The organism is Sphingobium fuliginis (genome assembly GCF_004152845.1).
GTDB classification, from domain to species: Bacteria; Pseudomonadota; Alphaproteobacteria; order Sphingomonadales; family Sphingomonadaceae; genus Sphingobium; species Sphingobium fuliginis.
Genome location: NZ_SEON01000004.1, coordinates 249,924 through 269,915, shown reverse-complemented (window position 1 = coordinate 269,915; position 19,992 = coordinate 249,924). Strand labels below are relative to the sequence as shown.

At 63.3% G+C, this 19,992-nt stretch carries 24 protein-coding genes and 1 pseudogene; 17 read left to right on the top strand and 8 right to left on the bottom strand.

Going from position 1 to position 19,992, the window contains the following annotated elements:
* Positions 1 to 58: 58 nt before the first annotated feature.
* Entirely contained in the window at positions 59 to 604 is a 546-nt protein-coding gene (locus EWH10_RS12345; RefSeq protein WP_065846696.1) for an autotransporter outer membrane beta-barrel domain-containing protein, read from the bottom strand.
* A gap of 15 nt (positions 605 to 619) precedes the next feature.
* Between EWH10_RS12345 and EWH10_RS12340 the strand changes: the two genes are divergently transcribed.
* Positions 620 to 766, top strand: coding sequence for a pepsin/retropepsin-like aspartic protease family protein (locus tag EWH10_RS12340; protein WP_229742558.1), 147 nt, complete (start codon positions 620 to 622; stop codon positions 764 to 766).
* Positions 767 to 802: 36 nt separating this feature from the next.
* Here the strand turns inward: EWH10_RS12340 and EWH10_RS12335 are convergent, their stop codons facing one another.
* A complete protein-coding gene (locus tag EWH10_RS12335) occupies positions 803 to 1,609 on the bottom strand; it encodes an SDR family NAD(P)-dependent oxidoreductase (RefSeq protein WP_025550200.1) in 807 nt (268 codons plus the stop codon).
* 241 nt (positions 1,610 to 1,850) lie between these two features.
* On the opposite strand from EWH10_RS12335, the gene EWH10_RS12330 reads away from it, so the two are divergent.
* Positions 1,851 to 2,426, top strand: coding sequence for a TetR/AcrR family transcriptional regulator (locus EWH10_RS12330; protein ID WP_065846698.1), 576 nt, complete (start codon positions 1,851 to 1,853; stop codon positions 2,424 to 2,426).
* Here the strand turns inward: EWH10_RS12330 and EWH10_RS12325 are convergent.
* Complete coding sequence (locus EWH10_RS12325) at positions 2,401 to 3,324, bottom strand: LysR family transcriptional regulator (RefSeq protein ID WP_065846700.1); 924 nt, start codon at positions 3,322 to 3,324, stop codon at positions 2,401 to 2,403. The genes EWH10_RS12330 and EWH10_RS12325 overlap by 26 nt on opposite strands.
* Positions 3,325 to 3,468: 144 nt before the next feature.
* On the opposite strand from EWH10_RS12325, the gene EWH10_RS12320 reads away from it, so the two are divergent.
* The 7 genes and pseudogenes from EWH10_RS12320 (at position 3,469) to EWH10_RS12295 (ending at position 11,574) form a co-directional block, all read left to right on the top strand.
* Entirely contained in the window at positions 3,469 to 4,581 is a 1,113-nt protein-coding gene (locus tag EWH10_RS12320; RefSeq protein ID WP_048576202.1) for an S-(hydroxymethyl)glutathione dehydrogenase/class III alcohol dehydrogenase, read from the top strand.
* A gap of 69 nt (positions 4,582 to 4,650) precedes the next feature.
* Complete coding sequence (fghA, locus tag EWH10_RS12315; RefSeq protein WP_065846702.1) at positions 4,651 to 5,508, top strand: S-formylglutathione hydrolase; 858 nt, start codon at positions 4,651 to 4,653, stop codon at positions 5,506 to 5,508.
* A 48-nt stretch (positions 5,509 to 5,556) separates the two neighbouring features.
* A pseudogene (locus EWH10_RS22230) lies at positions 5,557 to 5,728 on the top strand (2Fe-2S iron-sulfur cluster-binding family protein); the annotation flags it as partial.
* A gap of 5 nt (positions 5,729 to 5,733) precedes the next feature.
* Entirely contained in the window at positions 5,734 to 6,135 is a 402-nt protein-coding gene (locus EWH10_RS12310) for a ketosteroid isomerase-related protein (protein ID WP_065846734.1), read from the top strand.
* A gap of 61 nt (positions 6,136 to 6,196) precedes the next feature.
* Positions 6,197 to 7,162 (top strand): carbon-nitrogen hydrolase family protein, encoded by a 966-nt coding sequence (locus EWH10_RS12305; RefSeq protein ID WP_065846704.1) that lies wholly within the window; start codon positions 6,197 to 6,199, stop codon positions 7,160 to 7,162.
* A gap of 274 nt (positions 7,163 to 7,436) precedes the next feature.
* Positions 7,437 to 9,272: a methyl-accepting chemotaxis protein gene (locus tag EWH10_RS12300; protein WP_130029991.1), complete on the top strand. Its 1,836-nt coding sequence runs from the start codon at positions 7,437 to 7,439 to the stop codon at positions 9,270 to 9,272.
* A 10-nt stretch (positions 9,273 to 9,282) separates the two neighbouring features.
* Positions 9,283 to 11,574, top strand: coding sequence for a TonB-dependent receptor (locus EWH10_RS12295; protein WP_065846708.1), 2,292 nt, complete (start codon positions 9,283 to 9,285; stop codon positions 11,572 to 11,574).
* 341 nt (positions 11,575 to 11,915) lie between these two features.
* Here the strand turns inward: EWH10_RS12295 and EWH10_RS12290 are convergent, their stop codons facing one another.
* Together EWH10_RS12290 and EWH10_RS22005 are read right to left on the bottom strand one after the other, a co-directional pair.
* Positions 11,916 to 12,791, bottom strand: coding sequence for a Y-family DNA polymerase (locus EWH10_RS12290; protein WP_229742560.1), 876 nt, complete (start codon positions 12,789 to 12,791; stop codon positions 11,916 to 11,918).
* The gene (locus EWH10_RS22005) at positions 12,709 to 13,206 is read right to left on the bottom strand and encodes an ImuA family protein (RefSeq protein WP_229742562.1); all 498 of its coding nucleotides are present in this window, start codon (positions 13,204 to 13,206) and stop codon (positions 12,709 to 12,711) included. The genes EWH10_RS12290 and EWH10_RS22005 overlap by 83 nt, the downstream gene beginning before the upstream one ends.
* A gap of 110 nt (positions 13,207 to 13,316) precedes the next feature.
* Here EWH10_RS22005 and EWH10_RS22000 point away from each other — a divergent pair, with 110 nt between their 5' ends.
* Positions 13,317 to 13,523 carry a hypothetical protein gene (locus tag EWH10_RS22000; RefSeq protein ID WP_229742564.1) on the top strand — a complete coding sequence of 69 codons (207 nt, stop codon included), beginning with the start codon at positions 13,317 to 13,319 and terminating at the stop codon, positions 13,521 to 13,523.
* 45 nt (positions 13,524 to 13,568) lie between these two features.
* Here EWH10_RS22000 and EWH10_RS12280 read toward each other — a convergent pair whose 3' ends face one another.
* Both EWH10_RS12280 and EWH10_RS12275 read right to left on the bottom strand, forming a co-directional pair.
* Positions 13,569 to 13,988 carry a DUF1810 domain-containing protein gene (locus EWH10_RS12280; protein WP_065846712.1) on the bottom strand — a complete coding sequence of 140 codons (420 nt, stop codon included), beginning with the start codon at positions 13,986 to 13,988 and terminating at the stop codon, positions 13,569 to 13,571.
* Entirely contained in the window at positions 13,985 to 14,608 is a 624-nt protein-coding gene (locus EWH10_RS12275) for an SOS response-associated peptidase family protein (RefSeq protein ID WP_065846714.1), read from the bottom strand. The genes EWH10_RS12280 and EWH10_RS12275 overlap by 4 nt, the downstream gene beginning before the upstream one ends.
* A gap of 61 nt (positions 14,609 to 14,669) precedes the next feature.
* Between EWH10_RS12275 and EWH10_RS12270 the strand changes: the two genes are divergently transcribed.
* The 6 genes from EWH10_RS12270 to EWH10_RS12250 all read left to right on the top strand — a co-directional run bounded on the left by EWH10_RS12270 (position 14,670) and on the right by EWH10_RS12250 (position 17,791).
* On the top strand, positions 14,670 to 15,188 hold the full coding sequence (locus EWH10_RS12270; protein ID WP_065846716.1) for an SOS response-associated peptidase family protein: 519 nt from the start codon (positions 14,670 to 14,672) through the stop codon (positions 15,186 to 15,188).
* A gap of 25 nt (positions 15,189 to 15,213) precedes the next feature.
* Positions 15,214 to 15,801, top strand: a complete 588-nt coding sequence (locus tag EWH10_RS12265; protein WP_229742566.1) for an alpha-ketoglutarate-dependent dioxygenase AlkB — start codon at positions 15,214 to 15,216, stop codon at positions 15,799 to 15,801.
* Positions 15,802 to 16,042: 241 nt separating this feature from the next.
* Positions 16,043 to 16,507, top strand: a complete 465-nt coding sequence (locus tag EWH10_RS12260; protein WP_130029990.1) for a hypothetical protein — start codon at positions 16,043 to 16,045, stop codon at positions 16,505 to 16,507.
* Positions 16,508 to 16,550: 43 nt separating this feature from the next.
* Positions 16,551 to 16,682, top strand: a complete 132-nt coding sequence (locus EWH10_RS22125; RefSeq protein WP_268236504.1) for a hypothetical protein — start codon at positions 16,551 to 16,553, stop codon at positions 16,680 to 16,682.
* Positions 16,645 to 16,917, top strand: a complete 273-nt coding sequence (locus EWH10_RS12255; protein WP_229742568.1) for a hypothetical protein — start codon at positions 16,645 to 16,647, stop codon at positions 16,915 to 16,917. The genes EWH10_RS22125 and EWH10_RS12255 overlap by 38 nt, the downstream gene beginning before the upstream one ends.
* Before the next feature lie 115 nt (positions 16,918 to 17,032).
* Positions 17,033 to 17,791: a UPF0149 family protein gene (locus EWH10_RS12250; protein WP_229742570.1), complete on the top strand. Its 759-nt coding sequence runs from the start codon at positions 17,033 to 17,035 to the stop codon at positions 17,789 to 17,791.
* Between the two features lie 310 nt (positions 17,792 to 18,101).
* On the opposite strand, the gene bdcA is transcribed toward EWH10_RS12250, so the two are convergent.
* The gene (gene bdcA / locus EWH10_RS12245; protein WP_065846718.1) at positions 18,102 to 18,815 is read right to left on the bottom strand and encodes an SDR family oxidoreductase; all 714 of its coding nucleotides are present in this window, start codon (positions 18,813 to 18,815) and stop codon (positions 18,102 to 18,104) included.
* 140 nt (positions 18,816 to 18,955) lie between these two features.
* On the opposite strand from bdcA, the gene EWH10_RS12240 reads away from it, so the two are divergent.
* The gene (locus EWH10_RS12240) at positions 18,956 to 19,879 is read left to right on the top strand and encodes a LysR family transcriptional regulator (protein WP_065846720.1); all 924 of its coding nucleotides are present in this window, start codon (positions 18,956 to 18,958) and stop codon (positions 19,877 to 19,879) included.
* The last annotated feature ends 113 nt before the right edge of the window (positions 19,880 to 19,992 follow it).

Here is a 19,992-nt window from a genome sequence, read left to right as displayed (position 1 = left end):
CTCGTTCCGCCCTCATGTCGCTTCTTCGGCCATTATCCATGCGGCGCGGCTTTCTTCGTCAGAATTGCCATAGCAGCCCCGCCCGCGCGGCATGGTTCTGACTGGCCGGCGAGAGCGCGCCGCTGTAGCCGAGATTGATCCGCATGTTCGATCCCACCGCCGCTTCCAGCCCGATCTCGCTGACCAGCGTGTCGCGGGCGATCGGCAGGCCCGTCACATTGAAATGCTGGCCGCCCAGGGCGGCTCCCACCACCGGAAGCTGATCTCCGAAAGCATGCTGCCAACCGGCCGAAGCGCGCAGCGTCAGCGATGAAGCCCCCCATTGCAGCCGGTGTCGCCGCGCAGACCGGCGGTCGCGAAGCTGGTCCGCATCGAATCCCCGCCCAAATGCCAGCGCCGCGCCGCCGCCGCTTTCCTGCCCTTTTCCGACGCGAAGCTGCACATGCGCCATGCTGATGAAGGGTTCCAGCGCTCCGGCGGACAGGGCGAAGCGATGGGCCGCCTCGGCAAAGGCCTGGGTCGTCGTGGCGCGGTACCGTGTGCTGAGGCTATCCGCGAACCCGGCGAAGGCGACCGAGCGGCGTGCACCGGCACCGTCGCGCATCTGAAGGTCGGCGGAATGGAAGCCCGCAACCTCAAGGTGATCATTTCCCCGGCGCTGGGAAATGTCGACATATTGGGCATGAACTTTCTGACGCAGCTCGCGTCCTGGCGGGTGGAAGGACGCGAGCTGATACTGGTGCCGGCCAAGGATCGGGACGGCTGAAGCAAAGGGAAGCCGCCTCCTGCATCGGCGGCCCGCTCAGGCGGTAAGAAGGGCGTCCCGATAACGGGGCGCGACATCGCTCTTGGACAGATTCGGCCCCATGGCGAGGCGCGCCTCCTGCAAGGTCAGCCATTGCTGTTCGTCGGACAGCGGCGGAATGGTGACGGTCTCCCCCCTGTCGAAGCCGAGCAGCGCAGCATCCACCATATCGCCCGCTTCCATCACGAAGCCTGCGGGAAAGGCATCGACATCCTTGCCCGACCGCGCCCAGATTTCGGTTCGCGTGGCGCCCGGCAGGACGGCCTGGACGCGCACGCCCTTGTCGCGCAATTGTGTGGCCATCGACTGGCTGAGGTTCAGGATGAAGGCCTTGGTTCCGCTATACACCCCATCGAACATCTCGGGCGCGAGGGCGAGCACGGAGGACAGGTTGACGATCGCGCCACGGCCCGCCGCGACGAAGGCCTTGCCCGCCGCGGAGGCGAGCCGGGTCGGCGCCGTCACGTTGAGGGCGATGATCCGCGACAATTGCGGCGTGTCATTGTCCAATATGCCGCCGTTCAGCGACATGCCCGCATTGTTGACGAGCATGGTGACGTCGCCTGCGGCCAGACGCTCCTCGATCCGTTGCAGGTCGCCCTCGGCGGTCAGGTCCGCCGCGATGACCTCCACGTCCACGCCCGCTTCGCCGCGCAGCCTTTCGGCCAGCGCATCCAGGCGCGGCCGGTCCCGCGCGACGAGAATGAGGTCGAAGCCGCGTCTGGCCAGGCGGTCCGCATAGACCGCGCCGATACCGGTCGAAGCACCTGTGATAAGGGCGATGTTCTTTTCAGCCTGTGTCATGGCAATACTCCTGGGGATGGTCGAAAGAGCCGGTGAGGCCCGTCACATCAGCGGCGGCATCGGAAAAGCGGCAGGCTCCAGCACGGGCTGGTGCCGGTGGATCCTATCATTATCTCGGGCTGCATCATCGCCCTTCCTGACACCGTTGCGAATATGACGACCATCATATATATTACGATTATCATTTGTCCAGAGGGAAGGGGCATGGCAAAGACGCAGAAGAAGAGGAGGACGAACGGTCATGGCTGACAAGAGCGCGCACAAGGCGAAGACGCGCGCGCGTATCCTGGGCGAGGCGGCCGGGGCCATGCGCATGGCGGGCGTGCAAGGCATCGGCGTCTCGGCGCTGATGCAGCGGGCGGGCCTCACCCATGGCGGCTTCTATGCTCATTTCGAGTCGCGGGACGATCTGGTGGCGCATGCCGTCGACCGCATGTTCGAGGAAAGCGCCATGATATTGGACCGCTTTCTGGGGGAAAGGCCGGACCTTGCCGGCCTGATCGACCATTATCTGTCGGAAAGCGCCTATCGGGCGGTGGACCGTGGTTGCCCCTTGCCCGGCCTTTCGGGGGAGGCCGCACGCATGCCACCCGACGCGCGCTTGCGGTTCGAAGCGGGGGTCAGGCGGTTTCGAGAAGGGATTGCGCGGGCGCTGGAGATTGCAGGCCGGTCCGATGGCGCGGTGCTCGCCCATTCGCTGCTTGCGGAGCTTGTCGGGGCCATGACGCTGGCGCGGGCGATGTCGGATGAAGGCGCGGCGCTGGATTTCCTCGCTTCGTCTCGCGACCGGCTCAAGGAACGTATCGGTCTGGCCTGACCGCGGCTTCCCTTCGGGGGGTGTTCATCGCCGGCCCCAGTTCATGCAGCAGGCAATCGACGACCTGCCGCACCTTTGGCAGCAGATGCCGCCGCTGGGGATAAACCGCCCATATGGGCTCATCGTCCGGCTGGACATCCTCCAGCAGCAGTTCGACCATGCCGTGCTTGAGATAGGGGAGGATGTAGAAATCCGGGAGCTGGCAGATGCCGAGCCCCGAAATGCACGCTTCCATGACGGCATGTCCGCTATTGCACCTGAAGCGCCCCTTGGGCCGATGGATCATTTCCTGGCCGTCGACCTTGAAATGCCATGTGCCTGCGGAGCCCGCGATGCATTCATGCCCCGCCAGCGCACTGACGCTGGCGGGGCGGCCCGCGGAAGCCAGATAGCTGGGGGCGGCGCAGGTGTAGAGCGTGCGCGACGCCACCCGCGTCGCGATCAGGCGAGGGTCGTTGACCGTCCCCGTCCGGACCGCGACGTCGAATCCCTCGCCGACCAGATCGATGACCCGGTTGGACAATTCGATCGACACGGCCAGCTTGGGATGCTGCATGGCGAAGCGGCGGATGATCGGCGCCACGAAGCGCTCCCCCATGGCCGTCGAGCAGGTGACGCGCAACTCTCCCTGCGGCTCGCTTCTCTCTCCGATCAGGGCGATGGCTTCGTCCCTGTCCTTGGCGATGCGCTCGCACCGTTCGAAGAACACACGGCCGGTGTCGGTCAGCCGGACGGTCCGGGTGGTCCGGTGGAAAAGCTGCGCCTGCACGCGCTGCTCCAGCGCCATGATGGACCGGCTGACATGGGTGGTGGAGACACCCAGCGCCCTTGCCCCGCGCGTGAAGGAGCCTGCGGTGGCGACACTGATGAACTCGTCTATGCCATCCCAGTTGGACATGTGATTATACCAGCTCAGGAATAATGATTTTCCGAAACACTATATTATCACCATTGCGGAACAGCGCTAGGGAGGATGGAGAGAGAGGGCGCGGCGGGAGCCATGGCCTCTCTTCTCGCAAATGATCATGACGAGGAATGAGAGATGAAGACCCGCGCCGCCGTCGCCTTCGAGGCGAAGAAGCCACTGGAGATCGTCGAAGTCGATCTGGAAGGCCCGAAGGCGGGCGAGGTTCTGGTGGAGATCATGGCGACGGGCATCTGCCACACCGACGCCTATACGCTGGACGGTTTCGACAGCGAGGGTATTTTCCCCTCGATCCTTGGCCATGAGGGCGCCGGCATCGTGCGGGAGGTCGGCGCGGGCGTCACTTCGGTGAAGCCCGGCGACCATGTGATCCCGCTCTACACGCCCGAATGCCGCCAGTGCAAAAGCTGCCTGTCGGGCAAGACGAACCTGTGCACCGCGATCCGCGCGACCCAGGGCAAGGGACTGATGCCGGACGGCACGACCCGTTTCAGCTACAAGGGCCAGCCGATCTTCCACTATATGGGCTGCTCCACCTTCTCCAACTTCACCGTCCTGCCGGAGATCGCTGTGGCGAAGATCCGCGACGATGCGCCCTTCCAGACGAGCTGCTATGTCGGCTGCGGCGTCACCACCGGCGTCGGCGCGGTCGTCAACACGGCCAAGGTGCAGGCGGGCGAGAATGTCGTGGTCTTCGGCCTGGGCGGCATCGGCCTCAATGTCATCCAGGGCGCGAAGATGGTCGGCGCGGACAAGATCATCGGCATCGACATCAACCCGGACCGGGAGGAATGGGGCCGCAAGTTCGGCATGACTCATTTCATCAACAGCAGGGGCCTGTCGCGCGAGGAGACAGTCGCCAGGATTCTGGAGGTGACGGACGGCGGCGCCGACTACAGCTTCGACGCGACCGGCAATACGGAGGTGATGCGCACCGCGCTCGAATGCTGTCATCGCGGCTGGGGGGAAAGCATCATCATCGGCGTCGCCGAAGCGGGGAAGGAGATCAGCACCCGCCCGTTCCAGCTCGTCACCGGCCGGGTCTGGAAGGGTACGGCCTTCGGCGGCGCGAAGGGCCGCACCGACGTTCCCAAGATCGTCGACTGGTACATGAACGGCAAGATCGAGATCGATCCCATGATCACCCACGTCCTGACGCTGGAGGAGATCAACAAGGGCTTCGACCTGATGCATGCGGGGGAGAGCATCCGCAGCGTCGTGCTGTTCTGATACGGCGAGGAGAAAATTTATGGCGGTGACTTCCGGTGCCGTTCCCACGCGATCGGATGGCAGGTGATCATGGAACAGGTGAGCGCCAACAAGGCCTTTGGCGGCGTGCAGGGCGTGTACCGGCACGCCTCCGCCTCGACGGGGACGGACATGACCTTCTCGGTCTACGTGCCGCCCCATGCGGAGGGGACGAAACTGCCGGTCGTCTGGTATCTGTCCGGACTGACCTGCACCCACGCCAATGTCACCGAAAAGGGCGAGTTCCGCGCCGCCTGCGCCGAACTGGGCCTGATCTTCGTCGCGCCGGACACCAGCCCCCGCGGCCCGGACCGCAATGGCGATGCCGTGGCGGACGATCCGGACGGGGCCTATGATTTCGGTCTGGGCGCCGGTTTCTATGTCGACGCGACGCAGGCCCCCTTCGCCGCCCATTATCGCATGTGGTCCTATGTGACCCAGGAACTGCCCGCGCTGGTCGCGGCCAATTTCCCCGCGGACATGGAACGCCAGTCGATCATGGGTCACAGCATGGGCGGCCATGGCGCGCTGACCGTCGGCCTCACACTTCCCGACCGGTACAAGGCGGTATCGGCCTTCGCGCCGATCGTCGCGCCGGGGCAGGCGCCCTGGGGACAGAAGGCGCTGGCCGGCTATCTGGGCGACGACCCGGCCGCGTGGCGTCGGCATGACGCGGTCGCGCTGATCGAGGATGGCGCCCGGGTTCCGGCGCTGCTGGTCGACCAGGGGACGGCCGACAATTTCCTGGAACAGGAATTGCGCCCGGAACTGCTGAAGGCGGCTTGCGAGACAGCGGGGATCGACCTGACGCTGAATCTGCGCGACGGCTATGATCACAGCTATTATTTCATTTCCACCTTCATGGCGGACCATCTGCGCTGGCATGCGGCCCGTCTTGGCAAGGATTGATCGATGGTGCAGATTTTCGTGACCGGCCGCGACGGCGCAGAACATGCTTGCCATGCCCATGTGGATGACGAACGCGCAGCCGGTCTGCCGCCGCTCGGCCCTGATGAGAACGACCTGCTCGACAGCAGCGATCATCGTATCGACCGGTCGCGCCTGTCCTGCCAGGTTCCGCTGACGGTCGAACTGGACGGCCTTCGTCACCATCGCGCCGGAGGATTGAACGCCATGGCTGCTGACCTGCTCGGTCGCTATTATGAGGCCTTCAATCGCGGCGACAGCGCGGCGATGCTCGATCTGCTGGCGCAGGATGTCGTGCACGAACCCTCGCAGGGTTCGGTGCGGGAAGGGAAGGCGGCCTTTGCGCAATTCCTCGACCATATGAACCGCTGCTACAGGGAAAGGGTCATCGATCCCGTGTTCCTGGCCTCCGCCGATGGAAAACGGGCGGCCGCGGAATTCATGCTGGAGGGCGAATATCTGGAAACGGACGGCGATCTGCCTCCTGCATCCGGCCAGCGCTATATTTTGCGCGTCGGCGCCTTCTTCGAACTGCGCGACGGCGCGATCGCGCGGGTCAGCAACCATTATAATCTGGCCGACTGGCTGGATCAGGTAAAGGCGGAATGAGGCAGGCCGGGGAGGGCGATCATCCGATGCGCTTCGGGCGGAAGCCGCTACGGGACTCCGAATGACCGACGTCCGCATTGCAGCCGCGCAATATCCGATCGAACTGTTGCCGAGCTACGGCGCCTGGGAAGCGAAGCTCAGCCGCTGGGTGTCGGAGGCGGCGGTCAGGCGCGCGCAGCTCCTTGTCTTTCCGGAATATGCCGCCATGGAACTGGCCGGCACCGATCCGGCGGCGGCGGCCGATCTTCATGCTTCGCTCGACCATGTCGTGGCGCTGGGGGAACGGATCGACGAACTGCACCGGCAACTCGCCATCCATTATGGCGTGACGATTCTGGGCGGCAGCCGCCCGTGCCGCGGCGCACGGGGAGCGGTCGTCAACCGCGCCCGGCTCTTCTGCCCCGATGGCCGGACCGGTTATCAGGACAAGATCGTCATGACGCGGTTCGAACGGGAAATCTGGGGCATAACGGGCGGCGAGGCCGTTCATGTCCTGGATGCGCCCTTCGGTCGGGTGGGAATTTCCATCTGCTACGATGCCGAATTTCCGCTGATCGCGCGGGCACAGGCCGAGGCGGGCGCCAGGATCATCCTGGTGCCGTCTGCGACCGACAGCATGCAGGGCTATTGGCGCGTCCGCATCGGGGCGCAGGCCCGCGCGCTGGAAAACCAATGCTATGTGGTTCAGGCGCCCACGGTGGGGCAGGCGCCCTGGCTGCCCTCGCTGGATGACAATCACGGCGCGGCAGCCATTTACGGTCCGCCCGACGGCATCGCGCCGGATAATGGCGTATTCGCGGTCGGTGAAGTCAACCGGCCGCAATGGCTGTTCTCGGATGTCCGGCTGGATCAGGTTGATGTGTGGCGTGGCTCCGGTACGGTCCTGCCCTTCCTCCATTGGCCCGAGCAGGATGCGCCCATGCGACCGGATGATGCCTGCCGTGACGAGCCTGCGCCTCCCGCTCCAATCACGGCTCCGGACAGGTCTGAGGATCGTCCCGAACCGATCTTCGGAAGTCTTGAATGAGCAGCCATCGATTTTATCGAGCCTGACCGAAGCTGGCGCAGATGCCTCGCGCCATATCCTCTCATTTCCACCAAGCAGATACAGGATATTCCTGTCAGGTCGCCCAAAGTCGCCGGACCCTATTACCTAAGTTATCTGACATAGGTTAAACGCAGAACAATTTTCAGTCCAATGACAGAAGCGTTAAATCAATCATAACCATTCGGGGCGCAGTCAAACGGCAAGACAAGGCTGGTCAGACGGGGGCTCTTACATCGTGCGGCATCTAGCCCCATTGACAGGTGCACTTCGCCGCCTGCCCGGCGCCATCCTGCCGCTCATCGCGTTGACGCTCGTGACCTTCATGACCTGCGGCATCCTCGTGACCGTGCTTGTTTCGAGGATGGACGATGCGGCGGCGCTGGAAAAGGCGCGCATGGTCAACGGCGCCATGAAGCGGGAGACCAATGCTCTTGCAGCCACGGCCCGGGATTATGCGCTCTGGGATGACGCCGTCGATCATCTATACGGCCGGATCGACCGTGAATGGGCCGCCTCGAACTTCGGCGGCGCCATGCCCCTATATGTTCTCGACGAGCGCGGCGGGACCATATTCGGCTGGCAACCCCGATCGACCGTCAGAACCACGCTGATGAAGGATGCGCCGGAAGCGCTTCGGCATCTTGAACGCACGCTGCCCAAGCATGTCGATGATCGCCGCAATTTCCCCATCCGCCCCTTCATCCAGCTTTATCGGGGCCGTCCGGCCTTGTTCGCCGGCGCCCCGATCCTTCCTTTTTCCGCCAACCGGCCGCTCCCGTCCGGGCCGCTCCGCCATGTCGTCGTCGTTCGCCCGCTGGATGCCGAGCTGTTCGCCAGTTGGGAACAGGCCTATGCATTGGCGGACATCAGCTTCAACCCGCCGGAAGCGGATGCCGAGACATCGCCCGGTCATCCCTTGATCAGTCCTGACGGGACCGATCTGGGCCATATCCACTGGTTGCCGGTGCGCCCGGGCATAGCGGCGCTCAAGAGCCTTTCATGGCTGCTGGCATCGGCCGCCGCGCTCTTCATCCTGTTTTTCCTCGCCGTCTCGCGCGCCATGTTGCGGACCCATGCGTCGTTGCTCGCCGGCCGGTTGCGGGCCGAACGCATCTCCAGGGATCGGGAGAATGCGACTCTGGCTGCGGAAGAGGCGCGCCAACAGGCGGAACAGGCGAGGGAGCAGATCGCCGCCATTGCAGAGCGGGAAGGGCGGGAACAGGCCGAACATCGCGAAGCGTTGCGAAACGCCGCGCATGAGGTCGCCAATCTTCTCTCCACCAGCGTGGGTGACCTGTCGGGATCCTTGCTGAGGCAGGCGGATCAGCTTGAAGCCAGCGCCCGCGACACGCTGGCCGCTCTCGCGGAACAGCTCACCGGGACGGCCCTGGTCCGCGACCGCAGCCGTGCGTCGGCGCAGGCCGTGCACGAGATCGAGGCGCATGTGCAGGAGTTGAGCGTGGCCATTGGCCAGATCCACACCCAATCGATCGCCACCCGTCAGAACATGGACAAGACGGAGGTCGAGGCTCGCGCGGTGATGGGCGCCAATGACCAGTTGCAAAGGGAGATAGAGGCGATCGACCTTGCTACCCGCACCATCCGGCAAATAGCGGGCCAGACGAACATGCTGGCCCTGAACGCCACGATAGAGGCTGCGCGGGGCGGCGAGGCGGGAGCCGGCTTTGCGGTCGTCGCCGGCGAGATCAAGACGCTGGCGAACAGGGCCGGCGACATGGCGGGCCAGATCGAGCGGCGGATCGAGGCGGTGAACGCATCCGCCTCCTCGATCGCGTCGCTGCTCAACCTGCTGAACACCGTCGTCCGCCAACTGGAGCGCAACGTGTCGGATGTGTCCCTGGCCGCCGATAAGCACCATCAGGGGGCCCGTACGATCCTGGCGAGCAGTCAGAGCGTCGGCGGCGACGCGCAAGCGGTGCACGACGCCATCAGCGCCATCGCCGCGGGCCTGGATGCGGTGAAGGCGAACGCCGAACATACGCTCAATGTGGGGGCGGCGGTCCGGTCCAGCGCCAGCGAGCTGAGGCAGCGGTTCGATCTGGTCATCGCCCGCCTGCGCGCGGCGTGAAGGAGTAATCATGCATCTTCGTATCTTCCCGGCCCTGACGGCCTGTGCCGTCATGCTGCCGCATTCCGCCTCTGCCGAGGACCTGCCGAACCCCATATCGGCGGCGGAGATCACCGTCATGGCGCAACGCCGCGAGGAAGCCATCCAGACCGTTCCCGTGGCGATCTCCGCCTTCGGCGAAGTCTTTCTCGACCGCACGCGGCTGGACGACGTCAAGGACATCGTCACCTTCACGCCCGGCTTTTCAGGCAATTCGGACGACAGCTATATCGACAGCATCGCCATCCGGGGCATCACCTCCAATGACTATGGCATTGGCGGCGATCCTTCGATCGGGATCTTCAAGGATGGGGTCTATCAGGGCAGGACAGGCGCTGCCGTGACCTCCCTGTTCGATGCCGCGCAGGCGGAAGCCTTGCGAGGGCCCCAGGGGTTCCTCTTCGGCCGCAATGCCATTTCCGGTGCGATCAGCATCGTGACCAACAAGCCGGATCCAGGGCGTATTTCCGGGCATCTCTATGTCGGGGTTGCCAGCTTCGACCGCAAGGATGCAGAAGGCGCCATCAACCTGCCGGTGGCGGAGGACTGGACGCTTCGCATTGCGGGCTATGCGACGGATTATGATGGCTGGATAGACAATGCCTTCACGGCCGGCCGCAATGATCGCCTGATGGGCGGCAACAAGCAGGCCGGCCGCGTCGCCCTGCGCTACAGGGCCGGCGATGCCGATGTCCTGCTGAGTGCCGAACATGAGCGTCGGCGGCTCGACGGCGCGCCTTATCGGGCATCCAATGACGATCGTGAAGTTCTCGACTATCTCAGCGAAGTCTTGCAGCGGGATATTATTATCCGGGGGTCTCGCCGCGACGTGGATACCGATCTCCTCAGGCCGCGTGACGATGGCGACATCACCAGCCTGACCGCGTCGATCGATCTCGATCTTGGATCGGCGCGCCTCAAAAGCCTGACCGCCTTTCGCAAGTCCGATTTCCATTATCTGGAGGACTATGACGGAACGGCGTTGCAACTGGGCAATTACGACCAGCGCCAGCATGCCCGCTATGTCAGCCAGGACTTCCGGCTGATGTCCAGAGACGATCGGCGCCTGACCTGGTCGGCGGGGGTCTCGCTCTATTGGGAGGATGTCGCGGCGCGCTTCGCCAACGAGGCTGCCGAAGATCTCGTTTGCACGGCGGGCTATGGCTATGCCGATTGCGACGGGATGACCATGGACCTTTACGGCGCGCCCTACCGGCCGGCGCCGGGCGGCCTGCTGACCGACATCAACGACGTGCGGTCCCGCAACCGCGGATGGTCCGTTTTCCTGGACACCAACTTTCATTTCTCGAAAGCGCTGGAGGCTGGCATCGGCATTCGATATGCGCGCGACCGCAAGCATTTCAGCATCGATGTGCTGCCCAGCCAAAGCAGCCTCGGCAATGTCTGGACCTTCACCTATTTCACCGATGGTCCCGTTTCTTCCAGCAAGAGCTGGGGCGGACTGACGCCACGCGCCTATGTGCGATATGCGGTGGGACCGGACATCAACCTCTACGCCAGCATCACCCGCGGCTACAAGGCGGGCGGATTCGGATCGTTCACGGTCGCCGCGCCTGTCCCGGTTGAGGCGTATCGGCTGGTGCCCGACGGAACGAAGCCCGACGCCTTCGCGCCGGAGACGATATGGAGCAAGGAGCTGGGGATAAAGGGCCTGGACCTCGCCAGGACGCTGAGCTTCGACATAACCGGCTTCCATTATCGCTATCGCAATCTTCAAACGGTTTATTTCGACACAGAAAGCCGGACCCAGCAGGTCGTGAATGTCGGCAGCGTGACCGGATATGGCGTGGAAAGCGCCCTCAATTGGAAGCCGAGCCGCTATTTCGACCTGTCGGGCCATGTGACCTGGACGCGAACCGAAAAGCAGGGCGACCGCGACTGTGGACAAAAAGACTGCGGCGGCCTGCCCAACCCGATCTGGTCGAGCGCGGGCGTCGCGACCGGTCATTATCCGATGGGCCCGGCCGAGATCTATTTGCAAGGCGAGTGGATGCACGAGGGGCGTCGAAGGGAGAGTTTCGACTGGCGGGGCATCACCCGACGGGAAGCTTATACGCAGATCAATCTGAGGCTGGGCTATGACAGCGGCAGGGGCGTCGAAATCGTCGCCTATGCGCAGAACCTGTTTGACGCCTATTTCGTCAGAGGGGTGGAAAATGGCGGCGATCTCACGCCCGCCAATAGCTGGGGCATCGCCCAGCCACGCAGCTTCGGCGTCGACCTTCGATTGCGGTTCCGGTGACGATCCGCGATTCCCACGGCGCACTCGCGACGATTGCGCCCGCCCGGTAACGCTGCCGGCCGCGGATACCCTTGCCGACTTGATCCCTCACGTCATGCCAGATCGAATGTGCTTGTGACGCGCGGTCAGCGCTGCACGACCTGTTCGGTCAGTCGGCGCAATCGGTCTCTTTGTTGTCATAACGTCTCCGAGCGCCGCATGCGGAACAGAAAATCTTTTTATTACAGAAAGATAAGTCTATATGCTTGGACCAGGATGTCTTTTGCAGAGGCACATGGTTCCGACGCTTTATGTTATGGGATAGAGGTCAGCGATACGCTCCAGACCGAATCGGGCTGCGGTCAACTACCCCTGGCTCCAATCGAAGCGCGCAGAGCGGGAGATCGGCAATGGCCTTGGGTTTCGGTGCCGTCGGGAAGGAGAATGATGGCCTCGTTCCCGTAGCGCGCGAGCGCATGGGCGGCGCCCGGCGTGCCGGCGATTGCGATGCTGGCGGTGAAGCCGAGGCGTTCAAGAAACGGCAGCAACCGCCGACAGAAGCGCGCCTCGCCGCCGAATAAATGGGTCGTCCCCGTGAGATCGAGCCAGAGGCCGTCGGGTCCAGAGACGCAGGCTGTCGGCGTCCAATGCGCGACCGCGTGCAGCGCCAGCCGATCCAGCCAGGCCTGGTCCGCCACTGGCTGCGCGTCGCGTACCTCAAGGTCGGTCACCAGCGCTCGCGCATGGGCGGCGGCCATGCCGGGGCCAAGGCCAAGTTCCAGCGCAAGCGGACAGGCGGCGGTCACGACGTCTCGTTGCCCGGTGCGCGTGATAAGGACGGTGGGCTTCCCCCAGAGCGTCGCCCATGTGAGCGCGGATACGGGGAGCGATGCTGCGCGGCCGCCACCGTTATCGGCGGGCATGGCCTTGAATGGATGCTCGGCTGCTTCGCTGCGCCGTCCCATCTCGCGCATGGTCGGCCGTTGTTGCGCTGGCATGGCGTCGATATCGGCCTGGGTTGGCCGACTACCGAGCGCGCCATCGCACGCCCAGCGGGCGCCGGGACGCCAGCCGCCCGCCTTGGGGACGGAACAGGCGCCAGGATTATCGTCGATCGGCGGTGCGAAGCGCGGTGCGACCGGGGCAGGAGCCGGCTCAGGCAGCCTGGCGGGCCGCTCTGCCTTCCGCAATCGCTCTATCGGGAGCTGCGGCAGGTAGAGCGAGGCGACCCGTGTCATCGCACGCCTCCAGTTCGATAGAGAAGGGATTGCTGTTCCGCTGCCGGACAAGCTCGACTGACCAACGCGGCCGACCAAGGCCGGCATGGGGGAGGGGGCTCGACGGCGCAGCACCGATGCGCCAGCGCGTCATCGCCGAGGAGAGGCCGCTCAACGGGCAACGCTCGCGGCTGCGATGGCGGCGGAAAAGCAGCATAGGCGTCTTGCCGTCGCAGGCCGCCAGCTGAAGCCGGCGGGTCGCGGTCTGGTCGGCCGCCTTCACTTCCGCGACCACGCAGGCGAGCGATCCATCGCGCAGGCCATCTTCGGCAAGCGCCAGGACGTCGGAATCCTTGCGGCCCTGGGCATAGAGGATCTTGTCAGGGCTAAGGCCGATCTGCTCAAGGCCCGGCGCATAAAGGTCGAAACGCGTCACGGCCCAGAGGATGGTTAAACCGGGCTTCGCGCAAAAGCGCGACGCGATTCCGGCGGCAAACAGCGTGGCGCAGCCATCATCGGTGAGCTGGCCGAGGCAGCAGCGGTTTCATGCAGTCCCGCGCCATCGAGACCATGATCCGCGAGGCGCTCGTCCAGCTCGGGCAGTCCGAAGGCCAGAGCCGGCCCGCGGGCGGTGCGGGCGTGCGCCAGGCTTGCGCGGAGCGCGGCAAGCTGATCGACCTGCTTATGGTCGAGGGAAAGGGACAAGCGGGCATGGGAACGACGACTCAAAATGTTCCCTATATGTTCCTTTGAATCTGTCCGCTCGTCAAGCGGCATGACTCTCGGCTCGTCTGAGACTTAGGCGAGGAGGTGTAGGGTCGAGGCATCTCGCTCGCCATTGAACCATCGTTTGAGGGCATCGTCGAGCAGCGGCGGCCCACCCGCCGCAGCGAACAGGGTGAGCGACGAGCGGAGCTTCATCGCGTCGACCGAGCCGAAGACAGCAACCGGGTCATTGTCACCCAGCTTTTGAAGCGCTTTTATGCATTCGAGATAGCGCGAACCCAAGACCGGATGACTGAGATAGGCTCGGGCTTCTGCAAGCGTGGCGATCCCATAATAGTGCGCGGTCGGGCTTCGGCCCAGGCCGCGGAGCTGCGGAAAAATATACCACATCCAATGGCTGCGCTTGGCGCCGGCCCGGATCTCGGCAAGCGCTGTGTCATAGATATTTGCCTGAGCCTCGAGAAAGCGGGCGGGGGTGGCGTCCTGCGTCATAGCAGCGCGGCTTGCGCCGGCGGCGCGCCATAGACCTGGATCACCGGCAGGCTGCCCTGCGGCAGCCGTCCCAGCACGTGTTTCGCGGGCACGGTGGGATCGAGCCAGTGCCCCCATTGATCGTGAGTGAGCGGAATAATCTGGCGGTGGTGATAGGGCGACACGTCGGGTCCGGCGTTCATGGTGAGCATCGTGAAGGCTTCTCCAGCCGGGCTTTCGCGCCAAATGCCGGCGATGCAGAACCAGTCATGATCCTTCATCGTGAACAGCCATTTGTCGAGGCGTTTATCCTTTGGGCGAGGCACCGGCGGGTCGGTGAACTGGTAGAAGCCGTCCGCCAAGATGAGAGCGCAGTGGGATCTCAACTCGCGGCCCTCGGTGCGGAAATTATAGATCGGTTTGCCGCGGTTGCCCGGCCAGCTCCATCTACGGTTGACCAGTTCGCCCATGCCCCGCGCGCCCTCGACGCTGCGCACGATCGGCGCCATATCGGTCATCCTGATATCGTCGCGCGCCGGCACATTGGGCTTGCCCTCGGGCATCTTGATCCTGATCTTGAGGTCTTCGAAATCCTCGACGATCGAGGCGATATCCACCTTCAACCGGTAATCGTTGCACATAGGCTCTCCGCGCGGGTTTCCTCAGCTTGCCCTTGGCGTCCGTTCGCTTTATGTTCTCACCATGGACTCGAAAGCAACTCCCTTCGACTCCGACGCCCTCGGAAGTCGCCGTGCCATCATCCGACGCAACCCGGATGATGCCCGAGAAATTGAGATGATTGAAGCGGCCTGGGGTTCCAACCCGCGCTTTGCCGACGGCGTCTCCTACGAGTTCATCCGATCGGAAGGCAAAAGCTTTCCCAGCAACCGCTGTCTCGTTCCAGCCTCCGAGTTCCACATCCGCAACGGTGAGAAGAAGTCCCGCGCCTTCCGCGAGGACGGCAATTTCTTCTATCTCGCCGCCATCTGGGAACCGCCGATGGGGGACTGGCCAGTGAGTTACCGCATCCTCACCGTCGACGCGAACCCTGACGTCATCCGTTATCAGGGCCGCCATGGCGCGATCATCGAACGGCGGCAGGTCATGCAGTGGCTGGATTTGCTGGTTCCGCAAGAGGAACTGCTTGTGACGCCGCCCGGCGACATCTTCAAGATCGAGGAAATCCTGACCAAGCCGGTGCAGACGAGCCTCGCGCTTTGATCGGCCAGAGCAGACGATAACGCCGATGGCCATGATGCTTCCCCTCGATTTGCCGCCGCCGCCGCGCGAGCCGGTGCTGCCTGGGTTGACCCAGGAGGAGGGCTTCATCACAGCGGAAGAAGAACGCACCTTAATCCATGGGATCGATGGTGCAGGGCTCACGCCTTTCCTCTTTCAGCAGTGGACTGGCAAACGGCTCACCAAGAGCTTCGGCTGGAGCTATGATTTCCAGACGGGCAAATTCGGACCGTGCGAGCCCATCCCGGACTGGGCGATGACCGCCAGGACGCGCGCCGCGCGGTTCGCGGGGCTGACACCGGACGAACTCGAGCAGATGCTGCTGATCCGCTATGACCCAGGCGCGGGCATTGGCTGGCATCGCGACCGTGCGGCGTTCGAGCATGTGATCGGCATCTCGCTGGGAGAACCTGCCACCATGCGCTTCCGGCGGCGCACGGGCACAGGCTTCAGCCGGGCAAATGCGATGCTTGCGCCGCGCTCCATCTATCATATGAGCGGGCAAGCCAGGTATGACTGGGAGCACAGCATCGCGCCCATGGAGGCCCTGCGATGGTCGATCACGTTCAGGAGCCTGCGGAAGCCGATCTTGTAGCGACACGCAGCCGTAACGTTAGGAACCAGACCCTGCTTTGCTGGTTAGCCCGTCATCGATCCGCGCATCTTTGCCCCCCCCCCTCGCGCGGTTCGATGATATCGGCGGCCCGTCAGTTCCCCGACTGGCGGGCCGCCTTCATGTCGTAGAGGGCAGGCTGTATGGCGCCCAGACTGAAGCTCTTCCGGACACCAATCGGCTTTCATGACGCCTATGTCGCAGCAAGAGCCAGAAGGCGGCGTTGAAGGCCTGGGGAGCCGACGCCGATCTCTTCGCGCGAGGCATTGCCGAAAGGATCGACGATCCAAAGCTTTTGGCGGAAGCGGCCGAAAAGCCCGGCACCGTCATCAAGCGCGCCCGCGGGACCGCTGCCGAACATCTGGCCTCGGCGGACAAGTCGATGAAGGCGACGCCGCGCAAGGCAGAGGGCAGGGTGATCCCTGCGAAGCCTCCAGCAAAGCCCCGGCCGCGATCCAGCCGAACGGCGCTGGATTTGGCGGAGCAGAAACTGGACGACTATCGCCGGTCCCTAGAGGCGCGCATTGCGGAGGTGGAGGAAGAGCGCGCCCGCATCGGAACGCAGATTGCCAAGGTGCGGAAAGAGGGTAGGGAACTTACCGATAAATTTCAGGCAACGATCGATAAAGCCTGCGCTAAATATGAGGACGCGCTGGACCAATGCGCCGGCAGGGATGATAGGGTCTGACGGGCCTTGAAGGAGCGTCGCGATCCGACAAATGGAGCCGAGCATGGCTGACGACATGTTGACCGACGATGAAAAGGCCCTCTTCACCCTTGCTCTGGTCGAACAATGCGTGCGCAACAACGGGCTGGAGAATCTCCATGGGGGTGACGCCCAGCAACTCGAGCGGCGATTATAGCGACGTCAAGGTCATCACGCCCTATGGCGAAATTCCTTGGACCAATCTCTCGCGCATTTCCGAAGAGGAAATGAAGGCGCTGATGATAGAGGTGACGAACAAGGTCTTCACCTTCCTTACGCGCGGCGACGACCTGATGACACTGGGGCCGGCGGCGCGATGGAACAGGCCGGAGCTCGAGCAAGGACTGCTGTCGAAGGCGGATCGTCGCGCGGCCCAGCGCGGGCGCCGATGAAGGCGATATTACCGTAAAGATTTCTATATGCACGAATTTGTGCCATTGTAGAGTGATCTTCTTGCCCAATCTGGATACCGATGATTGGCCGATTCCAGAATGACGGCTTAACCGCATGCGGCTCGGCAAAGCTGTCCATCTGGTCGTTAAGAAAGCCGCCGCGCTGCAATCGGCCAAACCAGCATCAATGAGGATAGCCGCTCGCGAGGTTGCTGCTAAGATCGTCGCCATGGAACGCTATCTGGACGAACTCGACGATATTCTGCTTAACCAGTTCGATGACGGGATGCTTCTGTCGGAACTGGACGGCTTCCTGACCGGCATCATCCTCAGTCCAGATCTCATCAACCCGTCCGTCTGGTTCAAACACATATGGGGTCCAGACACTCCCAAGTTTGACGACGCTGCCGGGCTCCAAACTTTCTTCGATCTGGTGATGCGCCATTACAACGAGATTTTGGCCTCCCTTAATCATCCCGGCGAATATGAACCGATATTCGAGGTCGATACCCGCACCAATGAAACGCTGTGGGAGCTTTGGATCGAGGGTTTTTCCAAAGCCATGAAACTGGCTCCCAAAGGGTGGAACCGTATCAGGGCCAGCGATGACGAAGGACCGAAAGCAGCGCTAGCGGGAATTTCGGAACTCGCAGCTTTTTCAAGTGGCCGAGTCACGTTGAAGGAGGTCGAGGAAGACCAATGGGACAGGGAAGCTCCTCATCTCATTCCCATCTGGGTCCAGTTGCTGCACGAATGGCGGCTGGAGAATGACCAATACAGGCCGGTTTCCGTGAAGGGTGACAAGGTAGGACGCAACGATCCTTGTCCGTGCGGATCAGGCAAAAAATACAAAAAATGTTGCGGTCTGAATTGATTTCCCTGGCACCACGATGTGCAGGGAAAGCCTGCGCGGTTGCGGCAAAGCTGCCGGGGCAAAACCGAACCTTTGTGAACGTTCAAGCGCCAATCTATCACTCACAAGTCCGGCCGTCGCTTTCCAAGGTTAGCTTATCGAGGACGGCTTCTGGCGGCAGCCCAGACATCTTGCCCGTGCGTCGTGGCAGCCAATTGCAGAAAGCAACGGGAAACTGTCTACGTCGCTTGTGGCCCGAGCGATGTTCTTCCGGCAAAAGGCGGGAGAGGCTCGCGCCACGCCCGCCTTTTGCGTGCAGACGGCTGTGGATTCAGGCCCCGAACCCGCCGTCGATCGTCTGCAGCGATCCCGTGATCATCGCCCCGTGCGGCCCAGCGATGTAAGCGGTTAGTTCGGCGACCTCGTCCGGCCGCACGTGACGCTTGATCGCCATGAAGCTGTGCATGGTTGCTGCCATCGGTCCGTCGGCGGGGTTCATGTCACTGTCGGTGGGGCCTGGCTGAATGGAATTCACCGTAATCCCGCGCGGCCCCAAATCCCGCGCCAATCCGCGCACCATGCCTTGTACCGCCGACTTGGTGAGCGCATAGGCAGCCCCGCCTGCAAACGGCATGCGATCGCCATTGACCGATCCAATGACGATGATGCGGCCGTTTTCGTTCATGCGGCGCGCGGCCTCCACGGCGGCGTGGTAGGGTGCCCGCACGTTGACGTCGATCATGTGATCGACGGCGTCAGCCTCGATCTCCAACGGGTCTCCGAGAACCAGCGCACCGGCGACGACGATCAGCACATCGAGCGCGCCGCGCCCGGCCACCGTGGTGATCAGTTCACTGCGGTCGGCGCTATCGGTGCGAATTGCGGTGGCGCCGGTTTCGCTCGCCAAGTCCTCGGCGGCCTGACGCGAGCCCGCATAAGTGAAGGCAACAAGACCATCGGTTGAGGCAAGGCGACGTACGATGGCGGCACCGATGCCACGGCTTCCGCCCAGGACGAGTATGTTCTTGCCGGTAAAATCGTTCATGACACATCTCCAAGGTTCAGGTTGGGGCCGAAGTAGGTGGTCGCATTCGCTGCTTCCGGCCTCTGGACCTCAAGATGAACCTGCTGCATTGTTCGCACTAGACGGCGAAAATTGGTTCTAACTGACGGAATACCCGAACAATGATGAAGCTTGAGGGAGTTGTCGCCTTCGTGATGACCTCTGAGGCCGGCTCGATCAGCATGGCCGCTCGACGCCTTGGACTGGCCAAATCCGTGGTCAGCGAGCGCCTTGCCGAACTCGAACGCACGCTCGGCACCACGCTGATCCAGCGCTCCACCCGCAAGCTCTCGCTAACCGGCAGCGGGCTGACCTTCCTGCCGCGGGCGCAGCGCATCCTTCGCGAAGCAGAGGAGGCGACTTCAGAGCTCGCAGCACGCAGCGGCAAGCTGGTTGGCCCCTTGCGCATTTCCGCGCCGGTCGGCTTCGGCATTCTCCACTTAGGGCCCGCAGTGGGGCGCTTTCTGCGCGATTATCCCGAGATCGAGCTTTCGCTCGAACTCGACGACAGTTTCGTCGATGCCGCGACCGGAGGCTTCGATGCTGTCCTCAGGCATGGCGCGATGGGCGATGGACGCCTGATCGCGAGGCGGCTCGCGAGCAGCCGGCGGTTACTGGTCGCCTCCCCAGGATATCTCGACAGAAACGGCACTCCTGCCACGCTCGGCGACCTTGAACGCCATAGCGCCATCCTATACTCGAACCGCGCAAGCGACTGGCGTTTCTCCGCGCTGGAAAATGGACGAAGCCGCTCAGACGGTGGCTGGTCGGTGGTCCGGCCTCGCGCGGCGCTGCGCGTCAACAGCGGCCTCGTCATGCGCGATGCGGCCATGGAGGGTCTTGGCATTGCCCTGCTGCCAACCTTCTTCGTCCACAACGCGCTGGCCAGCGGCGCGCTCATCGAAGTGAATATCGGACTGCAGGCCGAAGGTGCCGAATTGTTTCTGGCTTACCCCAAGGACCACGGCGCCGCCGCCAAGATCCGCGCGTTCGGTGACAGCTTGCGGCGCAGTTTCGGTACGCCACCCTATTGGGAAAAGCCATGATGGCTACAGGTCGAACGCTCCAGAATAGGCCGAGCCTTTTTTGGTCGCTGAACGGCGAATTCAGGTTCGCTGGTTGCGGATGGTCAGCTTAGGGCGCGACATGCGCCGCACCA

Coding starts and splice junctions, on each gene's coding strand:
- EWH10_RS12345 (WP_065846696.1), bottom strand. CDS start 604: ATGCGCGACGGTGCCGGTGCACGCCGCTCGGTCGCCTTCGCCGGGTTC.
- EWH10_RS12340 (WP_229742558.1), top strand. CDS start 620: ATGGAAGCCCGCAACCTCAAGGTGATCATTTCCCCGGCGCTGGGAAAT.
- EWH10_RS12335 (WP_025550200.1), bottom strand. CDS start 1,609: ATGACACAGGCTGAAAAGAACATCGCCCTTATCACAGGTGCTTCGACC.
- EWH10_RS12330 (WP_065846698.1), top strand. CDS start 1,851: ATGGCTGACAAGAGCGCGCACAAGGCGAAGACGCGCGCGCGTATCCTG.
- EWH10_RS12325 (WP_065846700.1), bottom strand. CDS start 3,324: ATGTCCAACTGGGATGGCATAGACGAGTTCATCAGTGTCGCCACCGCA.
- EWH10_RS12320 (WP_048576202.1), top strand. CDS start 3,469: ATGAAGACCCGCGCCGCCGTCGCCTTCGAGGCGAAGAAGCCACTGGAG.
- fghA (WP_065846702.1), top strand. CDS start 4,651: ATGGAACAGGTGAGCGCCAACAAGGCCTTTGGCGGCGTGCAGGGCGTG.
- EWH10_RS12310 (WP_065846734.1), top strand. CDS start 5,734: ATGGCTGCTGACCTGCTCGGTCGCTATTATGAGGCCTTCAATCGCGGC.
- EWH10_RS12305 (WP_065846704.1), top strand. CDS start 6,197: ATGACCGACGTCCGCATTGCAGCCGCGCAATATCCGATCGAACTGTTG.
- EWH10_RS12295 (WP_065846708.1), top strand. CDS start 9,283: ATGCATCTTCGTATCTTCCCGGCCCTGACGGCCTGTGCCGTCATGCTG.
- EWH10_RS12290 (WP_229742560.1), bottom strand. CDS start 12,791: ATGACACGGGTCGCCTCGCTCTACCTGCCGCAGCTCCCGATAGAGCGA.
- EWH10_RS22000 (WP_229742564.1), top strand. CDS start 13,317: ATGCAGTCCCGCGCCATCGAGACCATGATCCGCGAGGCGCTCGTCCAG.
- EWH10_RS12280 (WP_065846712.1), bottom strand. CDS start 13,988: ATGACGCAGGACGCCACCCCCGCCCGCTTTCTCGAGGCTCAGGCAAAT.
- EWH10_RS12275 (WP_065846714.1), bottom strand. CDS start 14,608: ATGTGCAACGATTACCGGTTGAAGGTGGATATCGCCTCGATCGTCGAG.
- EWH10_RS12270 (WP_065846716.1), top strand. CDS start 14,670: ATGGACTCGAAAGCAACTCCCTTCGACTCCGACGCCCTCGGAAGTCGC.
- EWH10_RS12265 (WP_229742566.1), top strand. CDS start 15,214: ATGGCCATGATGCTTCCCCTCGATTTGCCGCCGCCGCCGCGCGAGCCG.
- EWH10_RS22125 (WP_268236504.1), top strand. CDS start 16,551: ATGGCTGACGACATGTTGACCGACGATGAAAAGGCCCTCTTCACCCTT.
- EWH10_RS12255 (WP_229742568.1), top strand. CDS start 16,645: ATGGGGGTGACGCCCAGCAACTCGAGCGGCGATTATAGCGACGTCAAG.
- EWH10_RS12250 (WP_229742570.1), top strand. CDS start 17,033: ATGCGGCTCGGCAAAGCTGTCCATCTGGTCGTTAAGAAAGCCGCCGCG.
- bdcA (WP_065846718.1), bottom strand. CDS start 18,815: ATGAACGATTTTACCGGCAAGAACATACTCGTCCTGGGCGGAAGCCGT.
- EWH10_RS12240 (WP_065846720.1), top strand. CDS start 18,956: ATGATGAAGCTTGAGGGAGTTGTCGCCTTCGTGATGACCTCTGAGGCC.